Here is a 24,288-nt window from a genome sequence, read left to right as displayed (position 1 = left end):
ATATATGAAAATATACTAAACCAATCCAATCAATTTTCTATTGTAAGCTTCATCACTCCCTGTTGAAGCAAAATCGTCAAAAGCCTTATCTGTAACGTGAATGATGTGATCGGCAATAAATTTAGCACCTTCTATTGCACCATCTTCAGGATGTTTCAGTGCACACTCCCACTCCATCACAGCCCATCCTTTGTAATCATAAGCTGCTAGTTTACTGAATATCGATTTAAAGTCTACCTGTCCATCACCAAGCGAACGAAAACGGCCTGCGCGGTCTATCCAATTGGAATATCCGCCGTATACACCTTGCTTACCTGTTGGATTAAACTCGGCATCTTTGACATGAAACATCTTAATACGCTCATGATAATGATCGATATAAGAAAGGTAATCCATTGCTTGTAAAACAAAGTGCGAAGGATCATACAATAAACAGGCTCTCGCATGGTTATTTACCTTTTCAAGAAAACGCTCATAACTTACCCCATCATGTAAATCTTCTCCAGGATGGATTTCATAACAAAGATCAATCCCGTAATCCTCGTAAACATTTAAGATTGGAAGCCAACGCTTTGCCAATTCATTAAAACCGGTTTCAACTAATCCATTAGGACGCTGAGGCCAAGGATAAACCGTATGCCATAAAAGAGCACCACTGAAGGTCGCAACGGCATCTAAACCCATATGCTGAGAAGCTTTAGCAGCATATTTCACCTGCTCTACTGCCCATTCTGTTCTTGCCTTAGGATTTTTATGATATTTTTCGGGAGCAAAACCATCAAACTGATCATCATATACCGGATGTACTGCAACCAATTGCCCTTGGAGATGTGTACTTAACTCTGTTACTTCGAGTCCATAGCTATTGACAATCCCTTTTATCTCTTGCGCATAATCCTTGCTTTCAGCAGCAAGTTGCAGATCAAAATAAGACGTTGCCCAAGTTGGTATCTGCACGCCTTTAAATCCAATCTTTTGCGCCCACTGACAAATGGATTCTAAATTATCAAATGGAGGATTTTCTCCCAAAAATTGCGCTAAAAATATACCAGGTCCTTTAAGTGTTTGCATTTTCTAATTATTTATTTCAAAAACAGTCCATTTTTCATTACTATCACCACTTTTAATAACCGTATCAATAAAAGCCATTCCTCTGATACCCTCATCGACTGAAGGAAAATCTAATAAATCTGAAGGATTCTCACCATCCAATCGCGCCGATAAAGTCAACGAGAAACTACGATACAAATTTGCGAACGCTTCAAGATATCCCTCCGGATGTCCGGCAGGTGTTCTGCAATTAAATTTCGCAATATCAGAAAGAAAACCATTTGTTCCTGCCCGATACGTTTGGGTGGGTTCTGTATGCCATTTTACAAGTAAAGTGTTGGGCTCCATCTGAGCCCATTCAATTCCGCCTTTTTCACCATATAAACGAATCTTTAATGCATTTTCTTCACCTGCAGCGACCTGCGAGGCCATAAGTACACCAGCGGCACCATTGTCAAATTTCAACAAAACATTTCCATCATCTTCCAATCTTCGTCCCTCTACCATCGTATTCAGATCTGCACAAAGATGTGATATTTTCAAACCAGAAATATACTCCGCTAAATGTGCTGCATGGGTACCGATATCACCCATAGCTCCACTTTTCCCTGATTTTTTCGGGTCAGTTCGCCAAGCGGCACCTGCATTACCTTCACGTTCGGTGAGCGTACTTAGCCATCCTTGCGGATATTCCACATATATTTTACGGATTTTACCAAAAGCATTATCTTCAACCATCTGCTTAGCCTGCTTTACCATAGGGTATCCAGAATAAGTATGTGTCAACATCAGAAGCAAGCCCGTTTCTTCTACCTTCTTTTTCAACTGTAGAGCTTCGTCTAGACTAAAAGTTATCGGTTTTTCAATAACGACATGGAAGCCATTATCCAATGCCAACATAGCAGGGGCGAAATGCGCAAAATTAGGTGTCACGATTGTCACAAAATCCATACGTTCATCAGCAGGTAATTGCCGCTCCTTCTCAATCATTTCTTCAAAATTGAGATAAGTTCGGTTTTCAGGAAGAAATAACGCTTTTCCGCTCTCCTTAGCTATTTCAGGATTAATACTTAAAGCTCCGCAAACGACCTCCACTAATCCGTCCATATGAGCCGCAATTCGATGTATTGCACCAATGAAAGCATCCTTGCCTCCACCGACCATTCCCATTCGTAGTTTTCTATTCATTTTATTGGTTTAATATTTTTTGATGTATTGATACTATTTCTACTCTTAATCTTCAACAGATACTATTTTACCCCAGGTTTAGTTTCATTTCTGAAAGACTATTTTTCACAGCCTCTACAAAGTAAATGATGGTTTTGATTGATTAAACAAACTAATAAAAATAAAGATACCGCTAAACAGCATGTAATTAATTCATTATATTAATAGAAAACAGGCAAATATTAACCTAAATAAATTTCAACAAATAAGTTACAAACCTAAAGATGGGCTTTAAATAAGTTTGAACGCATTATTGCAACACGATCTCACAAGAATGTTCATATAACATTAGTTTGGGGTAATATTGAGTCAGATTCTCCAGTTTCATCTGATTAAATTTGATTAAACCAGTGATTTATAAAAGTCACCAATTATAAACAAGCAAACCAATTGCGTATCACACGCAAGTACTAACAACTCGTAAATATGTATCGAAGACCTATTTATTCTATGCTCGTGATCTTCGCTTGTATATATATGATACAGGCATGCCATAGACCGTCATCAAATCAGATGAGTGAAGAACCTATACCTGACAGTATCAGCTATAATTTTCATGTCAGACCTATTCTTTCCGATAAATGTTTTGCATGCCATGGGCCCGACGCAAATAAACGCGATGCAGATTTACGTCTCGATATACCTGAAGAAGCTTACAAAGCATTAAAGAGTAATGCCACAGCGCATGGTATTGTACCCTTTAAGCCTAAAAATTCTGAAGTTTTTTTGAGAATATCATCAAAAGACACATCCTATATAATGCCTCCTATTGCAACCAACCTCACTTTAACTGCAACAGAGATTGCTATTATTGAAAAGTGGATCAAGCAGGGGGCGAAATATAAAAAGCATTGGGCTTTCACTGCACCCAAAACTCCCATCATTCCCAAAGTAAAAAATACCAAATGGATAAAAAATGAAATTGATTATTTTGTACTTGATAAACTAGAACATAAAAAAATAGCACCAAATCCCGAAGCTGACAAAGAACGATTACTTAGAAGAGTTAGTTTGGATATTACGGGGCTACCCCCATCATTGCAGATGATGGATAAATTTATGGCAGACAACAGTCCTAATGCCTACGAAAAGGTAATAGAAACCCTACTGGCAAGCCCTGCTTATGGAGAACGGATGGCTTTACACTGGATGGATGTTTCCAGATATGCAGATTCGCACGGTTACCAAGACGACAATTACCGTAGCCAGTGGCCATGGAGAGACTGGGTTATTCATGCTTTTAACAAAAATACTCCTTATAATAAATTTATCAGCTGGCAACTCGCGGGCGACCTGATGCCTCAATCCTCTAAAGAACAGCTTTTAGCAACAGCTTTCAACCGAAATCATAAAATAACAGAAGAAGGTGGTGTAATCGATGAAGAATACCGTGTAGAATATGTGAAAGATAGAACAAATACCCTGGGAAAAGCTATCTTAGGAATCACCCTAGAGTGTGCGCAGTGCCATGATCATAAATATGACCCCTTTTCACAAAAAGAATATTTTCAAATGACCGCTTTCTTCAATAATGTCAAAGAAGTAGGACTCGAATCAACTGTTGGTGGGCCGGAGACATTCGCTAAAAAACCATTCATGGAAATCAGTAATGCTGATGTCCAAGACATCCTAAAGTTTGTCAACAAACAAGATACCAATAAGTTGATCGTATCTGTGATGGGTGATCAAGATACCCTCCGTAAAACCTACGTACTCAACAGAGGTGTGTATGATGCCCACGGAGAAGTCGTACAGGCAAGCACCCCTAAGTCAGTATTGGGATTTAGCGAAAAATATCCTAAAAATAGGCTTGGTTTAACGCAATGGTTATTTGACAAACAAAACCCCCTCACCTCGCGTGTATTTGTTAATCAAGTATGGCAGGAATATTTTGGTAGAGGTCTGGTCAAAACATCTGGCGATTTTGGAATGCAGGGAGAATTACCTTCACATCCAGAATTATTAGATTGGCTAGCAGTTGATTTTATGAATCATGGCTGGGACATCAAGCGACTAGTCAAACAGATCGTCCTCTCAGCAACATATAGACAATCTGCGGTAGTAGATCCTGACAAATTCAACGTTGACCCCGACAACATTTTTCTTGCTCGTGCTCCCCGTTACCGTATTCCGGCAGAACATGTCCGTGATGTCGTCTTATCCAGTAGTGGATTGTTGGTTCCAACCATCGGTGGTCCAAGTGTCAAACCCTATCAACCGGCAGGGCGATGGGAAGCGGCCACATCAGGTCGTGGATTATTGGCCTCATACCGACAAGACCATCAGGCAAGTTTATACCGACGAGGATTATACACATTCATAAAAAGAACGGTACCTCCTCCAGTGATGGCCATTTTCGATGCCAGTAATAGAGATCAGTGTGAAGTTAAGCGGCTTAATACCAACACTCCTCTTCAAGCACTTGCGATGTTGAATGATCCAACCGTACTTGAAGCTTCTCGAGTACTGGCCGCTCGCTTACTACAAGACAAAGGAACTCCGGAGACCAAAATAATAACCGCATTTCGTCGTATAGTCTGCCGTAAACCTAAGGAACAAGAAATAAAACGATTAACAACTTATTATGCCGACCAGTTAAATACATTCAAACAAAAAGCAAATGCTGATAAAGTCTTGGCCGTCGGAGAGTTTCCTATAGATCAGAAAGTCAATAAAACACAACTTGCTGCATTAATGGGCGTAATTACCATTATATACAATTTAGAAGAAACCATTACAAAATCCTAAATTATGGACAAAAATATTTTAGAACATGGTCTTAATTTCAATAGACGTCGATTCCTTTCAAAACTAAGTTTAGGCTTAGGCAGTGTAGCATTGGGATCTTTGCTCATTCCCGATCTATTTGAAGGAGGCTTTGAGCAAGCAGGACTTCCCTCGGGTATTCCAGATTTTGCTCCTAAAGCAAAGCGTGTAATTTATCTCTTTCAGAATGGGGCTCCATCACAACTCGAATCTTTCGATTATAAACCCAAACTCAGAGAAATGATGGGTCAAGAGCTTCCTGAATCCATACGGGGAGCACAAAGGCTTACAGGTATGACTGCCAATCAGGCGTCATTCCCTTTAGTAGGTTCCTACTATGATTTCAAACAATATGGAGAGTCGCGTGCATGGATCAGCGATTTATTTCCACATACAGCAAAAGTTGTTGACGATATCTGTATCATTAAATCTATGTTCACAGAAGCGATCAATCATGATCCCGCACTGACATTTTTTCAAAGTGGTGCACAACAAGGAAACAGACCCAGTATGGGTGCTTGGCTTAGTTATGGTCTAGGAAGTGAAAATAAAAACCTCCCGGCGTACACTGTATTATTATCACGCGGAAAAGGTAATGGTCAGGGTGTCTACTCCAAGTTGTGGAGCAACGGTTTTCTAGACTCGACCCATCAGGGCGTACAGTTCAGCAGTGGTGAAGATCCAGTGCTTTACCTAAAAGACCCTGATGGCTTAAATCGTTTTGAACGCAGAAAAATGCTTGATCAATTAGCCGCGATGAATGACCTCTCCTATCAGGAATTTGGCGATCCAGAGATCAATGCCAAGGTACAGCAATATGAAATGGCCTATCGTATGCAAACTGCAGTTCCAGAAGTCACTGATCTTTCTAAAGAACCCGATGATATCATCAAACTGTATGGCGCAGACTGCCTTAATCCCGGTACTTTTGCGGCCAATTGCCTACTTGCAAGAAAACTTAGTGAAAACGGAGTCCGTTTTGTTCAGCTCTATCATCAAGGTTGGGATCAACATGGTAACTTACCCACAGAAATGGCAGGTCAGGCAAAAGATGTAGACCAAGCATCGGCAGCATTAATTACAGATCTCAAACAAAGAGGTCTATTGGATGAAACACTCGTCATCTGGGGAGGAGAATTTGGACGAACCAATTACAGCCAAGGCGCCATGACCAAAGATAATTATGGGCGTGATCATCATCCCCGTTGCTTCAGTATATGGATGGCAGGTGGCGGAGTCAAACCAGGAATCGTATACGGTGAATCCGATGAACTAGGATATAACATCATCAAAGATCCTGTTCATGTGCATGACTTTCATGCCACAATCCTACATCAGCTCGGATTAAACCATGAAAAACTCACCTATAAACATCTAGGCAGACGTTATAGATTAACCGATGTCGCAGGAAAAGTAATCAATGACATATTAGTATAACCTTATTTTTTTATGGAAAGAAGATCATTTATCAAAAATACAGCAACCTTATCTGCAAGTTTCTTCATTATGAAGGACCTCATGGCCAAACCAAAAGGTCCAATATACGGACATCATAACATGCGCTACACACTTGATAACAAATGGGGACAATTAAATCCGCTCAAAAACCCAGTAAATGACTGCCATGAAATGGTCCAAGATAAAAAAGGACGTATTATACTATTAACCAATGAAACTAAAAATAATATCTTAATTTATAACAAATCGGGTAAATTATTAAACTCCTGGGGCCATGATTTTCCAGGTGCACATGGATTGACCATCGCCAATGAAGGCAAACAAGAATCGCTATTTATTACAGATACCGATAGGCATCAGGTTTTTAAAACCACATTAGATGGCAACATATTAAAAACCATCGATTGTCCTATGGAAACCGGTTTATATCAAAAAAAAGAAGAATTTGTGCCGACTGAAGTCGCTGTTGCAGACAATGGCGATTTCTATATTGCCGATGGTTATGGCTTGCAGTATGTCTTTCATTATAATGCTGACGGGAAGCTACAGGGCTACTTTGGAGGAAGAGGAAAAGAAGTAAAACATTTGGACAATGCTCATGGGGTTTGCGTAGATAAAAGAAGTGGAAATCCGACCTTACTGGTTACTGACCGTACACGCAACTGCTTTAAACGTTTTGATATGAACGGCAATCTCCTAGAAGTCATCGCATTGCCAGGAGCATGCATCTGCCGGCCAGTCATCAAAAATGAAAATCTTTATGCTGCTGTTTTAAGATCTCCTGATCTCAATAAAGCAGACAGTGGTTTCGTTACGATTCTAGACAAAAACAATAAGGTAATATCCAATATTGGTGGTACCATCCCAGTATATAGCAATGGCACCTTACAGCCCATGGCCCAAGAATTACAAATATTACATAACCCACATGATGTTTGCATCGATGACGACGAAAATATCTACGTAGCACAATGGGCATCAGGAAAAGTATATCCCTATAAATTTACACGAGTCTAATTTTTATATGAAAATTACCTTCAAAGGATTTACAGAACATGCACTGTTTGCGCTAAATATTTTTATCATCTTTTTATTAATATTTGGAAAACAGATCTCGGTACCACTATGGCTTCAATCATTTGGAAGAATGCATCCCATGCTACTACATTTTCCAATTGTGCTATTGCTATTGGCGATGCTGCTTGAAATTTTTCGTTACAATAAATCCTATGCAACATTAACCCTATATCACAAATTTACATCGGGACTACTGCTAGGTGGTATTTTCTTGGCAACAGTAACGGTCATTATGGGTTTATTACTATCACAAGAAGATGGTTACAGCGGAAGTACTTTACAGTGGCACAAATGGACCGGCGTAAGTCTTGTCTTTATATTTTCTTTCATTTATTGGATACGGGAAAAATCATGGTACAATTCTCCACTTTCAAAAATGTTTGCCTTGCTCACTATTATTTCACTTCTTCTTACGGGGCATTATGGAGCCATATTGACCCATGGCGAAAATTTCGTACTCGCTCCTGTCACACCCACCCCAGAAAAAGTCTCAATAGAGCAAGCGATGATCTATCAAGACGTGATTCTACCTATTTTTACAGCCAAATGCGCCAGTTGCCACAATATGGAAAAAGCAAAAGGAAGCTTAAACCTCACTGACGCAGCATCTATGTTAAAAGGTGGCAAAAATGGAAAACTATTTGTTCCCGGCAATCCCCAAATCAGTTTATTATTGCAACGCCTTCATCTTCCAGTTGAAGATGAAAAAAGAATGCCTCCAAAAGGAAAACCCGAACTTACTGCCACAGAAATAGCTGTACTGACCCTCTGGATAAAAGGAAATGCACAATTGGATAAAAAAGTAATCGATTTACCACAGCAAGATTCTTTACGCATACTAGCTTCTACAACTTTAGGCCCATCACCTTCAATGGCACAACAATATGATTTTGCAGCGGCATCAGAGGCAACGGTCAAAAAACTAAATAATGATTATCGGGTTATTTCCATCCTCGATAAAGGCTCCCCTGCTCTGTCTGTTAATATCTATAACAAAACGATTTACAAACCAGAAGCGCTAAAAGAATTGACAGAAATAAAAAGACAGATTGTATCTCTCAACTTAAACGGATTACCCGTGCAAGACGAAGAACTAAAAACGATCAGCACATTTGAAAATTTACGTAAACTGAATCTCAACTTCACAGCTATTAAAGGCGACGGACTGAAGCATTTACTTCCATTAAAACAGTTAAATACCCTATCACTATCTGGTACAGCAGTAAATTTCAATACCGTGAAGCAACTTGTTGCTATGAAAAACCTAAAAGAGCTATCATTATGGCGAACTGATATAAAGGAAAATGAAATTGGCCAATTGAAACAATTAGCAAAAGGAATTCGCATTATTACAGGCTTTAAAGACGACGGAAAGAGTCCCATAAAGCTAAACCAGCCACATTTAAGTACAACCGTTTCTATTTTCAAAAATAGAATACCATTACAGATTAAACATCCCATCAACGGTGTAGAGATCAGGTATACAACCGATGGAACCGAACCCGATAGTTTAAAGTCACCTCTTTACGACAAAGAAATTGAAATTAAAGAGTCCGTTACATTAAAAACTAAAGCATATAAAACCGGATGGTACGGTAGTGATGTCTTGACTTTTAACTTTTATCAAAGTCGCTACAGCCCCGACAGCATTGCATTTATAGTAGCGCCAAGTGAAAAATATAAAGGTGACGGACCGAAGACATTGACAGATTTACAACTCGGCAGCTTTGACATCCAGAATGGCAAATGGATCGGTTACAATGAAAACATGGCATTAATGCTATTTTTCAAAGAACAGCTACCCCTCAAATCTATATCGGTCAACATGATGAAAAAAATCCAAACACATATCCTTCCCCCACAGGAATTTGAAGTATGGGGTGGTACTAACGAAAAAAACATGCGCTTATTGCAACGTGTAAAAAATCCAATGCCACAAAAAGATGAAGCAGATGCATTTATCAAGATGGAAGTAAAATTTAAATCGCAATCAATCTCCTGCATCAAAATTGTAGGTAAAAACTTCAAAAAATTACCAGAATGGCACGCCGGAAAAGGACAACCAGCTTGGATATTTATGGATGAAATACTTTTAAACTAATCAATTTAACCTAAATATATGCATCAAATTCAAACATCTAAACTATTTTGGGCAAGTTGTCTCGCTCTTTTAGTCACTTCGCTTTCTTTCGGTATCCGTGCGGGTATGATGGATCAACTCGGCATTGATTTTCAATTAAATGCGACACAGTTGGGAACCATCACAGCTACAGCTTTTTGGGGATTTCCACTTGCCATCGTTATCGGTGGTTTTATTGTTGACATCATCGGGATGAAACGCCTTCTGGTGATGGCTTTCCTTTTTCATTTAGCAGGTATTCTATTGACCATCTTTGCACAAGGCTATTGGAGTCTTTTCTTCTCCACATTATTAATTGGCATTGCAAATGGTACGGTTGAAGCCGCTTGTAATCCATTAGTGGCCGCACTATATCCGCAAGAAAAGACAACTAGACTCAACTATTTCCATCTCTGGTTTCCTGGAGGTGTTGTGATAGGTACGTTATTGGTCACGCTATTTGTCCATCTGGGCATCGGATGGCAGTTCCAAGTTGGGATGATGTTAATTCCAACAGTTATTTATGGTTATATTTTCTCAAAGCTTGATTTCCCCGTTACAGAACGGGTATCCTCAGGATATTCCACTGCAGACATGTACAAGGCAGTAGGCTCTCCTTTATTTCTATTCCTATTTCTATGCATGTTTATGACCGCTATTACTGAACTATTTACAGGGCAATGGATTAGTTTACTGCTTAAAAATGTAACCGACAACGCCATTCTATTACTTACGATTACCACTGGAATTATGGTAATAGGCCGCGCGTTCGCAAAACCAATTGTTCAAAAACTTGCACCCCAAGGTGTGCTCCTTTTTTCAGCAATCTTTGCAGCAGCAGGTCTATATATGCTTGGTAGCTTTACAGGTAATGCTGTTTTCTTTGCAGCAATTATTTTTGGTATCGGTGTGTGTTACTTCTGGCCAACTATGATCGGTTTTGTTGCCGAAAATATTCCACAATCTGGAGCTTTGGGTTTAAATCTTATCGGTGGAGCTGGTATGTTTGCTGTTTCCATCTATACGATGATCATGGGCAGCTATTATGATGGATTAATCATAAAGCATTTACCAATTGGTTCCAATCTCGATCTGTATAGTTCAGCAACAGAAGGAACGGCAGAAGCTTTGGCATACACAACAGCTAAAAACCTAGCTGGGCCGGAAGTATTACAGATCACGTTAATACTTCCTATCCTATTGATCTTTGCTTTTGGAGGATTATACCTTTACATGAAAAACAAGAAAGAAGTAGGTGCCTATAGGCAGTGTAGTGAATTAAAAAGTTGAAGAAAACGAAAAGACTATAGCAATCAATAGTCCTTACATTTTACCAATTTAAAGCTAAGATATAGCTGATCATCGTTTCATATAAAACGTCATATACTTAAAAAACCAATTCATAGTTGACCATACATGACCGTATTTAATGTACAACATTTCCCGTCGTTTTATCTTGTTTTACGTTTATTTTATTTATATATTTGAGTTAAACCGAACGGCATAACAAACTGGTTTATACAGTACTATTTGTTCCTCGTTTATACAATTAAACCTAATTATAAAACCATAATGAAGCATCTAAAAAGCATTATATGTTTAATTACAATAGGCATATTGCTATCAAATGTATCTCCATCTGCTGGTCAAAGCAAAAAGAAAACAGTCAAAAAACCTCTAATTGTATTTGTAACGGGCGACCACGAATACAGTGGCGAAGAAACCCTGCCTATGATAGCAGCCGAACTTGAGAAAAACTATGGCATGCGAACTTTGGTGCTAAAAGCAAGTCCTGACTATAATTCAGAAGAAAATATCCCGGGACTAGAAGCTCTAAAAGATGCCGATCTTGCTATTTTCTACCTTCGTTGGAGACTATTACCTGCCGATCAAGTTAAACATATCGACGATTATTTAAAATCCGGAAAGCCGGTTATTGGTTTCAGAACCAGCACACATGCTTTTAATTATCCCAGTGGACATCCCTTGGAGAAATGGAATGCTTTTGGTGAATTTGCTTTGGGAGGTCCTCCAGGATGGGGCAAAGGTGGTCACACCCATTACGGTCATAATTCCAGTACCGATGTATCCATTATTCCCACACAAAGTAAAAATCCGATCTTAACAGGAGTAGATCCAAACTTTCATGTACGCTCCTGGTTGTACCATGTTGTACCCGATTATCCATCAAAAGGATCAACTTGGTTATTAATGGGAAAAGCTGTAGATCCAGATAAAAAAGCAGTTGAAAATCCTGTGGCGTGGACCTGGAAAACCGCTGCTGGAGGAAAAGTTTTCACAACAACACTTGGTCATCCCGATGATTTTAATATAGCAAGTTTTCAGCGGTTACTGATTAATGCCATACATTGGACTGTAGGAAAACCTATCCCTAAGAAATGGGCAGGAAAAATAGATATCAACGTTCCCTATAGACAACAATAGCTTCAATACACACGATATACTTTATCCGAAACATTACATACCCTATGGAATTATCGATACATAACTGGATGCGAGCCGAAACAATAGAAACAACAATTCGCAGAGCCTCCAGTTTAGGCTATACTAAAATTGAAATTGCTGGTAGTCCAGAACATTATGACACGAAAGAGGTCAGAAAACTTTTAAAACAATATGGATTATCATGTTGGGGCTCTGTCACATTGATGTTAGGAGATCGAAATTTACTGGCTAAAGATGAAGCTCAGCGCTCCAAATCCATACAATATGTCAAAGATGTGGCGCGCATGGTTAAGGAACTCGATGGTCACATGATCTCTGTGGTGCCCGGTACGGTGGGTAAAATCATACCCGACGGCAGACCCGAAGAAGAATGGCAATGGGCCATTGACTCACTACAAGACGTATATCACTACACACAGTCATCAGGCATATTGATCGGTATTGAACCAATCAATAGATTTGAAACCTATTTCGTTAACAGAGGTGATCAAGCATTAGCACTTGCTGCGGCCGTAGGTCCCGATTGCGGTGTGTGCCTTGACACCTTTCATATGAACATCGAAGAAGATGATCTCTATGAAGCAATCAAACGAGCCAAAGGAAAACTTGTTGGTTTCCATGTTGCCGACAACAATAGGATGGCTCCGGGAATGGGCACGCTGAATTGGAGTAAAATACTTGAAACACTCGATCAGATTGGTTATAACGAAGTGCTGTCTGTGGAATTTTGTTCACCTTTGGACCGTACTCCTGCAAACCCTTACCCCAATTCTATTGATGAGCATCCCGAAAACCTCTCTCCTGAACAAAAGAAATTTCTTGAAGATCATGGCAGTGCATCAGTTTCGGAAGAGTTTTATACAATGCTCACTCAGAAATCATTCGAGATTTTGTCCAAACTTATTAAGTAGCTGTCACAAAAAATGTTGTAGGCTACAACATCCGAGCAGGATTCAAAAATATAAAATGAGCTTTTCGCAACACCAGCAATAATGCAATTGAATAACTCATCGAACTTGATATCACAGACTAAGGAGTAATCAATATTAAATTTCGGTAAATAGCATTATTTACCCTATTAGAAATAGAAACAATGAAGATAACAAACATAGAAGCATTCTGGCTGGGATGTCCTATACCAAAAGAAAAACAGCATTTTTCAGATTACGGTCTGCTAACCAATTTCGACATGACACTCGTGGTCGTTACCACTGAAGATGGTCTTCAAGGTTTCGGAGAGGCAAAAGCAGCTGTCGGATCATCTGGAGTATGCGCATCCATAGTAAGCTGCATTGAAAATGAATTAAAACCCATTTTAATTGGTAAAAATGCAAAAAATATAAACCGTCTTTGGGAGGAGATGTACAATGGCACACGCGATCATTATGCACTCACAAGAGGTCGAAGATTCCCTATCCTTGGTCGAAGAGGATTAACTATAGCCGCAATGAGCGGTATCGACACCGCTCTGTGGGATTTAAAAGGTAAAGCTTTGGGAGTACCTGTTATGGACCTTCTTGGCGGAGCCTGTCGCGAACAAATGCCTGCGTACGCCAGTGGTGGCTGGGCTTCCGTTGATCATATAGGCGAGCAGCTCAATAGTTATGTTGCTAAAGGATTTAATGCCGTAAAAATGCGTGTCGGTATCATGGATCAAACTGTCCAAAACAGTATTGACCGTGTCAAAGCCGCAAGAAAAGCACTCGGTCCTCACATTAAACTCATGACAGATGCACACGGTACCTTTAGTGTACCTGAAGCAAAACAGTTCTGTCGAGGAGTAGAAGATTGTAATCTGTACTGGTTTGAAGAACCCATTAATCCTGACAATAGACACGGTACAGCAGAAGTCCGAGCTTCCACTACAATTCCCATAGCTGCAGGAGAAAGTGAATTTACAAGCTTTGACATCCGCGATTTACTTGAAGTCAGAGCGCTAGATGTCATACAGCCCGATGCAGCGATTATTGGAGGTATTTCCGAAACCATGCGCGTAGGACACCTAGCAAGTGTTCATCAATTAGAACTTGCTCCGCACTGTTGGGGTTCTGCTTTCTCATTTATGGCAGGGCTCCATGTCGCATTTGCATCCCAGGCCGCAACAATCATTGAGTTTTCACTTGGAGGTAATCCTATGATGTATGATCTGGTCCACGAGCAGATTACAGTTACTGATGGCGTCATCGCGGCTCCAGTGGCACCGGGGCTGGGACTAACACCCAACTGGAATTTTATTAATGAGTTTAAACAGAAAATCTAACTAACAAAATAAATCAATAGATATGGCACGGGCAATCAAAATCAACCACGTTACACTTATCGTAGATAATCTTGAAAAGGCAGCAGCATTTTATCAAAACGAACTGGGTCTGGAACCCCTTGCTGCCTTTAGATTTGATTACCCTGTGATGTTTTTTAAATTTAATGATGAGCAACAGCTTCATCTCTCGGAATGGGAAGATACGCCTTCATTTCGCGGACATATTTGCGTTCAAGTAGATGATTTTAACAAGATTTTTTTTCGCATGAAAGAACTCCAGCTGATCGATATTACACCCTGGGGGAAAGTAAGAAAATTACCAGATGGTGCCATGCAGCTTTTTCTACGTGACCCAGCAGGCAATCTCGTCGAAATATCATCAGCACCGGGCAGTGAAATTGATCCACTTATTCTAGAAGACGATCTCTATGAAGAAGGTATCTATATTTCCAATAGAAATGATTTCAGGGGATACAAATCTGATGAAGCTACCTTATATCATAAATAAACGCCAATAAAGAGTACTGCGGAATCCCATCATATGACAATCAAAAAAAACGTTTTATTACTGGAAACTATAGCTGAAGAAGCCTTAGTCATGCTGCAAGATCAAGTTAACGTACTGACAGGCTACGACAGTATTTCATTGCAGAAAGCAATTGACAAATACACCATAAACGCCATCATTACCCGTGGAAAGGGTCAGATCAACAAGGCACTATTGGATGCTTGTCCCGCCCTACAGGCGGTCGCCCGATGTGGCGTAGGACTTGATAATATTGATGTACATGAAGCAACTGCTCGCAATATCAGCATCATACATGCTCCTGCATCCAATGCTTCAACAATTGCAGAACATACTCTAGCCCTCATGCTTATGCTCACACGCAACCTGTACGAATCCATTCAGCAGGTAAAAAATAACAACTGGAACTGGCGTAACCAATATAACGGAGATGAGCTCCATGGAAAGACCCTTGGTATTATCGGTCTGGGCAATATAGGTCAACGTGTGGCTAAACTAGCTGATGCATTTGGTATGAAGGTCATATATTCAAGCCGATCTACCAAAGATGTTCCTTATCGACAGGTTACACAAACAGAACTCCTGCAACAGGCCGATATTGTCAGTCTCCATCTCCCCTATACTACTGTTATCGGAACCTTATTGGGTGCGCAGGAGCTCAATCTGATGAAACCTACGGCTTTACTCATTAACACAGCCCGAGGAGCATTGATCGATCATGAAGCACTTGTAAAGGCACTAAATACAAACAGCCTTGCAGGTTTTGCTGCCGATGTATTACCAGAAGAACCTCCAAAGCATCCGGACGCACTTGTCGATCATCGACATACACTCATTACTCCGCACTCCGGTAGCCTTACTGCTACGACCTATAGACACATGTGCGTCTATACCATCACCAATGTACTGGCGCTTTTACGGGACGAAAAAACAGAAAGTAGAAGTGTCTATAATTTGAGTGCCCTACAGAAGCAAGCTTAAGGGTATCGGCGATATAAAAAAGGTTAAGTAGCATAACACTACTTAACCCTTAGTATCAAATAAGTTCGTAACATTACTTTTCTAATGAAAACTCCTGCAACAATTCCGCTGGAGCATAAAACCCCTTTTTGCTTTCTGAAGCTGCCCTGACTGCTTTTACTTTTTCTTTGGAAACTGCAGATGCTTTGTTCCCAAAGGAATTGCGTACATATGTTAATACCGCGGCCACTTCCTCATCACTGAGCATTCCTTCAAAGGGTGTCATCGGTACCTGACCCGGAAATTTTGTTCCATTGACTTCCATCGGCCCATGTAAACCTTTAAGTACTACTTTAATTAAACGATCTTGGCTACCTGTCACCCATTTCGTTCCATGAAGAGGTGGAAAACCAGACATCGGTAAACCATTGCCATCAGCTTGATGACAGGTGATACAAAATCCTTCTTTTGCAAAAAGGGCCTTACCTTTAATATACTGATCACGTTCTATTCCGGTAAGAGACGTTTTGACTTTATCTGGACTATCATCCTTCAATTCCTCCCTCCTAGTCAAATTAGCAACAGCCATTGTATAGGCAGGTTCGATCCAATCATCAACACCCTTTTTAGCTATTGCCAGCATGATCGGCATGCCTTTCTCCCTTGGCATCCAAGATGCGGCGGTAAGCACCTCAAGACGTACACGGCCGTGCGGATCAGATGCGGCCTGCATCAGCAACTTTTCATGATCTTTTACCTGATGCCCCGTATAGCGCAATACCCTTACTGCTGCAGCCCGAGCATGATAATCATCCGATTTCAACACCTTCCTCAACAACTCTTGATCAACCTGATTCAAACCCCAGCTTACCCATAATGCTTCAACCAGCTGATGCGCATATTTCGGATTACTTTTATCCAATTTCGCTACCCAGTTTTTTAATTGTGGCAGTACTTCTGAGGATTTCCGCCCCCGGAGTTCAGCACGGGTACGATAACGGGTACGGTATTCCGGTAATTTCAGATTATCAAGCAATTGAGGAATAGATGCTCCAGCAATTTGAGCCGGTTTTAAAAGTGGTCTTGACGGGTAAGTGATCCGATAAATACGTCCGTGTACATGATCGCGCAACGGATCACGGGCATTATGCTGCATATGCCCGATTAAGATATTGTGCCAATCCGCAATATATAGAGACCCATCCGGAGCAAATTCCAGATCAACAGGCCTAAAATTCTTGTCAGAACTCTGCAATAAGTCCTGTCGATGTGTACTTTTGTAACCCGTCCCATCATCATTCAACCGGTGTTCTTTCGTTCCTAAAAAGCCGATGGTATTGTTGATCAAGAAATCACCTTGTAGAGAATCTGGGAAATGGCGGCTTGAAACAAACTCAAGACCAGAAGTCGGTCGCACCCGATGTTCATCCTGTACCAGATTTCGGGATTTAGTCGTTGCTACACCATATTTAGGTTTTATAGTCACGGGCAGCATCCAGCTGACATCAGGTCCGGAGGTTTCAGCATAAAAATTTTGCCCCCATTCATCAAAAGCTATCCCCCAGGGGTTGGGTACATTAGGCTGCGCCATCCGTTCCAAATAGCGACGTTGTGGACTATAACGGTAAAAACCACCATTCGTACCACGAACAGGCCCATAAGAAGTTTCTATATTAGAATGTAAAAATACTCCTTCTCCCATAATGATTGCTCCCGAAGGATCGACCGTAAAGGCATGAATATTATGATGGGTATCGTGATCATCAAAACCACTCAATAAAATCTCTCTGACATCAGCCCGATCATCGCCATCCGTATCTTTTAAAAGCATAAAATTAGTTCCTTGAGACAGATAAACACCGTCAGCAGTAATTTCGAAGCCTACAGGAAGATGTAGTCCATCCGCAAAAACGGTCTGCTTATCTGCTTTACCATCCTGATCAGTATCTTCGAGTATAATCAACTTGTCATTAGGTTTCGAGTCTCCTGGTTTATAGTGAGGGTAACTAGGCATTGTAGCAACCCATAAACGACCTTTATTATCAAACGTAATTTGACAAGGATTAGCCAAATCTGGAAATTCCTTTTCTGAAGCAAAAAGATCAATCTTAAAACCTGGGGCAACTTTCAGGGTTGCTAAAGCATCATCCCCGTACAGATAAGCCAAATTGCCATTCTTTCCAGGATCATAGTTTGTTTTTACTTCAGGTACAGGGGTTGTCTTTTTATCCGCTGCCGCCACATCCATTTTCTTTCCATGCGCAGCCAGCCAGATTGCCGTATCTCTGATCGCAGTCATTTCTCGGATTTTCTTAATTTCAGCAGGGTAATTATCAGGCCCAAATGGATCATATCTTCTACCATAAGCATGTACCCCATTCGGAATTTTAATATCGTTATGCCACATCCAATTTTTTTCAAGAACAGCATGACGTACAAGATCACGGTTATCTTCATTTTTATCATCAGCCTTCCCAAAAATTAGGTCTGCCAACAAAGGCGCAAAACGCGCATATCCAGCATCTGTAAGCTGCGATCCATCTATTGTTAGGGGCTCTTTTGTCCAGAAATACCAGCGCTCTGTAGGGTTATACACATCGACAAAGTGTACGTTATTCTTCGCTGCGATCTCTTTCATTGCAGCAGCATATAAAGACAAATTCCGATTCTCTTGCTTCCCGTCAGGGAGATCATACTGCTTAGAGAGGTTTTCAAAAGCAATCGGAGAAACTAATGCCAGTTTCACCGGAGATGTACCGTTATACTGTTGTTTAATCGTATGTTTAATAAAAGCATCCAGCTCCGATTTATAATTTTCCAAACCCTCAGCGCCTTCAAACGATTCGTTATAGCCGAAGAAAGCGATGATGATATCAGCTTTTAAACGAGCCAGCCATTGATCCTCAGTCTCAAAAAAACCTTCACTTCCTGAGGATTGAGCAAGATCCGTTTGAAAATTTTCTGCTCCAGGAAAAGCCCAAGGCGATTTCCGGCTCGCATGAGGCCTAAAACCAGGCGTGTTGCCCCCATCGCACATGTTTCGGATATAGAGGTTTGAATCCGGATAACGTAACTGAAGCTCTGTTTCAAAATGCCCATAATTCATCATCCGAGATCCCAAATTATTGCCAATAAGAACAATATGCGCTCCTTTTTTTAAAGGTAAGGTTGGTTGGTTTGATCGTACTAGAAAAAGAATACCGCCAACTGCCACGGCAGCCACGATAATAAAAAGAACCCACGTTCTTTTCGTTACAATTTTCATCATTTTGTCATTTAGGTTATCGCTCAATATTCATTAAGCTTGGTTGCGTCTACGTTGCAATATAACAAATTATCAAGCAATTACATTTTTAAAACAATGCTATTTTATAAAAAACCCTTTTCAAAAAAACCTCCGAATAATATAAAAACACACGCTTAGGAGTACTACAAGCCAAAAAACACAGAAAATGTCGCAAATTATTCTTTTGTATCATTATTGAAACATACAGATATAGCGGGATAAAAATAAAAGAGACTATCATCCCAAATATTCTTTTTTTTCATAGAAAGCGTATCATGCAACAACCAAAATAGAACCAGGTTCTGCATTCCACAATGCTCTTTTTATGATTTTGACTGACGACAATACGGAAAAGGCATTGCCACACTGTAATCTTGAGAAATCATTTTGCACCATGGCGATAAAACAATGCGCTATGGCAGATTGACTTCCCATCCCTTCCAACTCTTATAGCAGTATGGCTGCTTGTATTCACGCTGCAGCTTAATCATTTTGCGCCATGGCGGTATAGCTATTCGCTGTGGCCAATTGATTCCGTACCACCGCCATCACATATTGCTGTAAAGCGGCATACATTTGCACTTCGGATAGTTCATATTGCGCTACGGCTTATTGACAACACGTGAAGGCTGAAAGCTATCCCTACGTAACATGCTTTAAAGGAAACAGAATTTCATTATTAAGAAAAACTAATTAGGTAACATGTAAAACGGCAGTATTATCTAGTGCCCCGTCAAAACCAAAAGAACTTCTGGCAGACAGCCTATCCAGCTAGGGGAAGTCTAATTTTTAGTTGAATCTGTTCGAAATCATCTCGGGGATCTTATTTTTCCTACTGTCGTAACGAAAAACCAATAGGACTCCTTTGCATTGCGGTACGGCGAAATAAAATAAGTATAGGGATTTGTGCGTAAACCATACCGCGACAAGATAAACCACATGCGCGTCCGCTCCATGTTACGTAGAAAATTGAGTAAATCTTAGTCTACAACCAAAGAAACTATTTCGTGATTTTTATTTGGAAAAAACACAATTATGAAGATCAACCTATCGAGCACCAACGATCTTTCTAAAATTTTTTTTAACAAGAAAGGCTGTCTCATTTTGGACTGCCCCCAAAATATTGGACAAATTTAGTTAATTAGATTTGTAATAATGAGCTCGATATTCTGTCGGGCTCATTCCATTTAAATTTAGTTTTATCCGTTGATTATTGTAATAGGAGATATAATCTTCTATTTCGCTTTTTAACTTCTCTGTTGATTCGTATTGTTTTAGATAAAACAGTTCTGATTTTAAAATTCCGAAGAAATTTTCAATTACGGCATTATCAAGGCAATTTCCTTTTCTGGACATGCTTTGAGTGATTCCGTTTTCTTTGAGCCACTGTTGATATTTAGGCATTTGGTATTGCCAGCCCTGATCTGAATGTAAAAGCAGTTGTGATGCCCCCCTTGCTTTGGGCAGTGCCTTTTTGAGCATATCCATTACCCCTTTAAAGACCGGCCTGTCAGTAATTTCATAACTTATAACTTCCTGATTGAACAGATCAATTATTGGGGAGAGATACAGCTTTTTTTCCTTGACTTTGAACTCAGTAATATCCGTGGCCCATTTTTGCAAAGGTCCCTCAGCCTGGAATTTCCTGTTGAGGATATTGGGGGCGATCTTGCCCGGTTCACCCCGGTATGACCTGTATTTCTTTATCCTGATCAGACTCTTCAAACCCATTTCCCTCATTAATCTAAGAATGGTCTTATGATTGATATCCACTCCATCCCGTTTGAGCTGCAGGGTAATGCGGCGATAGCCAAAGCGGCCCTTATGTACATGGTAAACTTTGTTGATTTGCGCTTTGACCTGTTCGTATTTATCTGCTTGTCCCTCCTTCTTGGAATGATAATAGAAAGTACTTCATGCCATCTTAACGCAACTCAGCAGGATATCAAGATCAAATTGATGCCTTAGCTCCATTATGGCTTTCGCTTGTTTTCGGCTTGAGCTAAGGCGCTGAGCTTTTTTAGCAGGGCATTTTCTGCACGTAAATACTCATTCTCCTGCAAAAGTTCCTCTTCACGCGTGAGCGCTTTATTCATTTTTCTAACTTTTCGCTTGATCTGCGGATTTGCTTTCTTTGTCATCAGGGGTCTTCCTTTTGGCCGTGCCTCCAATCCTTCTGGACCGAACTTGTCCAGCCTTTTCTGCCATTCAATGATATGGGCATCCGAGGAAAGGTCAAAGCGTACACGGGCTTCTTTCAAAGATAAACTTTCTTCTCGGATTGCGGTAAGGACAGAAAGCTTAAAAGAAGCACTAAAGTGTCTTTTCCCTTTCCTGGGAAGTAGCCCCGATTCCCCCTGATACTTATATATTCTGTACCAGGTCTCAAACAAAGAATACGTAATCCCGAATTCTTCTCCCAAAGACTTTGCAGAACGATAATGCTCATCCATTTGTCTAACACAGCTCAACTTAAATTCAAAACTGTGCTTGTTTTTCTTATTCATAAAAATGCCCCCAGAAAGTGTCTAACTTTTTGGGGGCACTGCATTTATGATGAAACAGCCTTTCTTGACTCCCAGTAAATAATACTACCTATTCTCCTTACGCTGAATGAGCATCGAAGTATTTTCAAGCCATGGTGCTGAAAATTGGACAGAAACATTTCCTTGCCCAGGATTCAATTGAATGTAAGCAATCATTTTGCCATGATATACGCGATGTCTATTATCAGTATAGTCTGTCATATCACTGTTGTTTCCAGCCTCCAGTCCCAAAAGCCTAGCGGCACCTACGATCCTGCAGGTAACCTCATCATCTGCCAGCACAACAGGTCTGTTGTTTTTGTCAACCACCTGCAGTTCCACTTGAATCACGTCGCCAGTTCTTGCCGAAACAGAAGATTCTGAGATGATCGCTAAGGCATGAGAACGTCCGGATGTTTCTAGAACTTGACGTACCAGCTCCTTTTGTTCCTTGTCAAATCCAATAACTTCCAATCTCCCTTCTGCATACGGGATATCCCAATAAACAATGCCCTGTTCTTCATTATACGATTTGATATCACCGACAACTTTACCATTTAGTTCTAATCTTGCAAAAGCGGTATTCGTATAGCAGACAACACGTATCAATTGACCTTCCCGATAGTTCCATATAGGCCAAGCATCCATCGATGGAGCTTCATTTTTACGTTGCCCCCTTTCAGCTTCGAGATCCGACCACACATCAGTTTTACCAACCTCACCTTTTAAGGCATAAGTTCCTAAGTAAGCCATTGGTTTTTCTGACCATAAGGCTTGACGAAAATATCCTCTCGGTTTAATTAATCCCGCAAAATCTAATAGGCCAGAATAAAAGCCTCTTGATGGCCAAAGACCAGACTCGCCCAAATAATCAATTCCAGTCCATAGAAACTGGCCGAAAATATGATTATTCTCTTGAACAGCTTTCCAAGCAGCAAGATCATGTCTATTTTCACTACCAAATATGACTCGTTTAGGGTAGCGCTTATGATCTTCCTGATAACGGCTTTCTGTATAATTATATCCTGCAATATCTAACACTCCTGGATATTCCGTTTCATTAGACATCGCAACACCTGCTAGTCCAGCAGTAACGGGTCGACTGGTATCGTATTTTTTAACAACAGCAGCCAATCGCTTAGCAATATCTCCCAACCGCATGGCATCAGGAGCATCTTTTTTATAGCCTCCAAAAATAGGCTGTGTAAATCCATTCCCTTGACTTCCATCAAGAATAGGATGAGAATAAGGATCATTTGGATAGTCAACTTCATTGCCGATACTCCAAGCAAAAATAGAAATATGATTGCGATCTCTTTTCACCATATCTGCAAGATCACGTTCACCCCAATCTGCAAAAAAATCGTATGCACCTTCAAATCCTGCTGTTCCCACATTCCAACCAGCTATCCATTTACGCTTTGGATATTCCCATTCATCATAGGCTTCATTCATCACCAAAAGGCCCAATTCATCACAGAGATCATACAATGAAGTTGCTTGTGGATTATGACTGGTTCGGATTGCATTGACACCCAGCGACTTTAAAGTCAGCAATCTACGGCGCCATACTTCGGGGTAAAATTTAGCTCCCAATACACCCGCATCATGATGAATACATACCCCCTTTACTTTTGTCCATTTTCCATTTAAAGCAAAACCCTGATCAGGATCGAAAGCCAAGGTCCGAAAACCCGTTTTCACCTCCGAACGATCGATCTCTTTGCCATGGTGCAGCACCACTGTTTTTAACTTATAACGATTCGCTTGCTCCAAGCTCCATAATTTCGGATTCTTAACCGTTATCTTCACGGGTACTGATATGCGGCCATTGGGAGAAATTGTTGTTTTTTTAACAATTTTGCCGACAGTGTTCCCGGATTCATCAATCAATTCTTGTACTAATTCAACCGCTGTAGCCGCACTTGTTTCATTCACAAGTGCTACCTCTACGTGTAAGTTTCCTTGATTTCCTTTCACTGCTGGGTAGGCATATACACCCCATTGTTCTAAATGTACAGGGTTAGCCTTTACAATCCAAACATCGCGATAGATGCCAGATCCAGTATACCATCTCGAATCGGCACTATGACTGTGATCGACCTTTACCGCAATTGTATTTTCTTTGCCGTATTCGACTAAAGAAGATACATCGTATGAAAACGAGATATAGCCATAAGGGCGTTTACCAACAGATTTTCCATTAACAAATACCTCACTCCGGTTATATACCCCCTCAAAATAGAGGTATAACTTTTTACCTTGATCTGCGATAGGAATGATCATTTTTTTTTGATACCAGCCGATTCCTCCTGGTAAGTAACCTGTAGCACTGGCCAAATTTGGACTTAGTGGATATTTCACGCTCCAATCATAAGGCAGTTGAACCGACCGCCAAGCCGAAGAAGACAGCGTATTTATCTTGGTTATATCCAAATCTCCAAGATGAAACTGCCAGTCTCCATTTATTTTCTCGCTACTTCCAAATCCCAGTTGCGCAAATAAAGATCTTGATCCAAACAAAAAGATCGGGATAAGCAAGATGATATGTTTTACTATTCGAAGCAT

The 24,288-nt window shown here is 40.4% G+C and carries 14 protein-coding genes and 1 pseudogene; 10 read left to right on the top strand and 5 right to left on the bottom strand.

From position 1 onward, the window contains the following. Nucleotides 1-15 precede the first annotated feature (15 nt). On the bottom strand, nucleotides 16-1,071 hold the full coding sequence (locus M2265_RS25970; RefSeq protein WP_132773930.1) for a sugar phosphate isomerase/epimerase family protein: 1,056 nt from the start codon (nucleotides 1,069-1,071) through the stop codon (nucleotides 16-18). A 3-nt stretch (nucleotides 1,072-1,074) separates the two neighbouring features. Further along, entirely contained in the window at nucleotides 1,075-2,238 is a 1,164-nt protein-coding gene (locus M2265_RS25965) for a Gfo/Idh/MocA family protein (RefSeq protein ID WP_031288329.1), read from the bottom strand. Between the two features lie 516 nt (nucleotides 2,239-2,754). On the opposite strand from M2265_RS25965, the gene M2265_RS25960 reads away from it, so the two are divergent. The 10 genes from M2265_RS25960 (at nucleotide 2,755) to M2265_RS25915 (ending at nucleotide 15,930) form a co-directional block, all read left to right on the top strand. Further along, nucleotides 2,755-5,025 (top strand): PSD1 and planctomycete cytochrome C domain-containing protein, encoded by a 2,271-nt coding sequence (locus M2265_RS25960; RefSeq protein ID WP_207902517.1) that lies wholly within the window; start codon nucleotides 2,755-2,757, stop codon nucleotides 5,023-5,025. A 3-nt stretch (nucleotides 5,026-5,028) separates the two neighbouring features. Next, nucleotides 5,029-6,480 (top strand): DUF1501 domain-containing protein, encoded by a 1,452-nt coding sequence (locus tag M2265_RS25955; protein WP_132773934.1) that lies wholly within the window; start codon nucleotides 5,029-5,031, stop codon nucleotides 6,478-6,480. Nucleotides 6,481-6,492: 12 nt separating this feature from the next. Further along, nucleotides 6,493-7,518 carry a 6-bladed beta-propeller gene (locus M2265_RS25950; RefSeq protein ID WP_132773936.1) on the top strand — a complete coding sequence of 342 codons (1,026 nt, stop codon included), beginning with the start codon at nucleotides 6,493-6,495 and terminating at the stop codon, nucleotides 7,516-7,518. A gap of 7 nt (nucleotides 7,519-7,525) precedes the next feature. Beyond that, nucleotides 7,526-9,679, top strand: coding sequence for an FN3 associated domain-containing protein (locus tag M2265_RS25945; protein ID WP_132773938.1), 2,154 nt, complete (start codon nucleotides 7,526-7,528; stop codon nucleotides 9,677-9,679). An 18-nt stretch (nucleotides 9,680-9,697) separates the two neighbouring features. Next, entirely contained in the window at nucleotides 9,698-10,987 is a 1,290-nt protein-coding gene (locus M2265_RS25940) for an MFS transporter (protein WP_021189434.1), read from the top strand. Between the two features lie 282 nt (nucleotides 10,988-11,269). Then, the gene (locus M2265_RS25935) at nucleotides 11,270-12,142 is read left to right on the top strand and encodes a ThuA domain-containing protein (RefSeq protein WP_132773940.1); all 873 of its coding nucleotides are present in this window, start codon (nucleotides 11,270-11,272) and stop codon (nucleotides 12,140-12,142) included. A 44-nt stretch (nucleotides 12,143-12,186) separates the two neighbouring features. Then, nucleotides 12,187-13,074, top strand: a complete 888-nt coding sequence (locus M2265_RS25930) for a sugar phosphate isomerase/epimerase family protein (protein WP_132773942.1) — start codon at nucleotides 12,187-12,189, stop codon at nucleotides 13,072-13,074. Nucleotides 13,075-13,256: 182 nt separating this feature from the next. Then, complete coding sequence (locus tag M2265_RS25925; protein WP_132773944.1) at nucleotides 13,257-14,423, top strand: mandelate racemase/muconate lactonizing enzyme family protein; 1,167 nt, start codon at nucleotides 13,257-13,259, stop codon at nucleotides 14,421-14,423. A 22-nt stretch (nucleotides 14,424-14,445) separates the two neighbouring features. After that, entirely contained in the window at nucleotides 14,446-14,931 is a 486-nt protein-coding gene (locus tag M2265_RS25920; RefSeq protein ID WP_132773946.1) for a VOC family protein, read from the top strand. A gap of 33 nt (nucleotides 14,932-14,964) precedes the next feature. Beyond that, the gene (locus tag M2265_RS25915; protein WP_207902518.1) at nucleotides 14,965-15,930 is read left to right on the top strand and encodes a 2-hydroxyacid dehydrogenase; all 966 of its coding nucleotides are present in this window, start codon (nucleotides 14,965-14,967) and stop codon (nucleotides 15,928-15,930) included. Between the two features lie 73 nt (nucleotides 15,931-16,003). Here the strand turns inward: M2265_RS25915 and M2265_RS25910 are convergent, their stop codons facing one another. The 3 genes and pseudogenes from M2265_RS25910 to M2265_RS25895 all read right to left on the bottom strand — a co-directional run bounded on the left by M2265_RS25910 (nucleotide 16,004) and on the right by M2265_RS25895 (nucleotide 24,288). Beyond that, complete coding sequence (locus M2265_RS25910; protein ID WP_132773947.1) at nucleotides 16,004-19,177, bottom strand: PVC-type heme-binding CxxCH protein; 3,174 nt, start codon at nucleotides 19,175-19,177, stop codon at nucleotides 16,004-16,006. 1,155 nt (nucleotides 19,178-20,332) lie between these two features. Then, nucleotides 20,333-21,702: pseudogene (locus M2265_RS27065) on the bottom strand (IS3 family transposase). A gap of 84 nt (nucleotides 21,703-21,786) precedes the next feature. Beyond that, nucleotides 21,787-24,288, bottom strand: a complete 2,502-nt coding sequence (locus tag M2265_RS25895; RefSeq protein WP_132773870.1) for a sugar-binding domain-containing protein — start codon at nucleotides 24,286-24,288, stop codon at nucleotides 21,787-21,789.

Origin of the sequence: Sphingobacterium kitahiroshimense (assembly GCF_025961315.1) — a bacterium.
GTDB lineage: Bacteria > Bacteroidota > Bacteroidia > Sphingobacteriales > Sphingobacteriaceae > Sphingobacterium > Sphingobacterium anhuiense.
The sequence above is the reverse complement of the archived record's forward strand: the minus strand, read 5'-3'. Positions and strand labels throughout refer to the sequence as shown.

Excerpts from the sequence above, each read along its gene's own strand:
- M2265_RS25945 (WP_132773938.1), top strand. The coding sequence starts at position 7,526 with ATGAAAATTACCTTCAAAGGATTTACAGAACATGCACTGTTTGCGCTA.
- M2265_RS25910 (WP_132773947.1), bottom strand. The coding sequence starts at position 19,177 with ATGATGAAAATTGTAACGAAAAGAACGTGGGTTCTTTTTATTATCGTG.
- M2265_RS25955 (WP_132773934.1), top strand. The coding sequence starts at position 5,029 with ATGGACAAAAATATTTTAGAACATGGTCTTAATTTCAATAGACGTCGA.
- M2265_RS25935 (WP_132773940.1), top strand. The coding sequence starts at position 11,270 with ATGAAGCATCTAAAAAGCATTATATGTTTAATTACAATAGGCATATTG.
- M2265_RS25940 (WP_021189434.1), top strand. The coding sequence starts at position 9,698 with ATGCATCAAATTCAAACATCTAAACTATTTTGGGCAAGTTGTCTCGCT.
- M2265_RS25965 (WP_031288329.1), bottom strand. The coding sequence starts at position 2,238 with ATGAATAGAAAACTACGAATGGGAATGGTCGGTGGAGGCAAGGATGCT.
- M2265_RS25930 (WP_132773942.1), top strand. The coding sequence starts at position 12,187 with ATGGAATTATCGATACATAACTGGATGCGAGCCGAAACAATAGAAACA.
- M2265_RS25920 (WP_132773946.1), top strand. The coding sequence starts at position 14,446 with ATGGCACGGGCAATCAAAATCAACCACGTTACACTTATCGTAGATAAT.
- M2265_RS25915 (WP_207902518.1), top strand. The coding sequence starts at position 14,965 with ATGACAATCAAAAAAAACGTTTTATTACTGGAAACTATAGCTGAAGAA.
- M2265_RS25895 (WP_132773870.1), bottom strand. The coding sequence starts at position 24,288 with ATGCTTCGAATAGTAAAACATATCATCTTGCTTATCCCGATCTTTTTG.
- M2265_RS25925 (WP_132773944.1), top strand. The coding sequence starts at position 13,257 with ATGAAGATAACAAACATAGAAGCATTCTGGCTGGGATGTCCTATACCA.
- M2265_RS25970 (WP_132773930.1), bottom strand. The coding sequence starts at position 1,071 with ATGCAAACACTTAAAGGACCTGGTATATTTTTAGCGCAATTTTTGGGA.
- M2265_RS25950 (WP_132773936.1), top strand. The coding sequence starts at position 6,493 with ATGGAAAGAAGATCATTTATCAAAAATACAGCAACCTTATCTGCAAGT.
- M2265_RS25960 (WP_207902517.1), top strand. The coding sequence starts at position 2,755 with ATGATACAGGCATGCCATAGACCGTCATCAAATCAGATGAGTGAAGAA.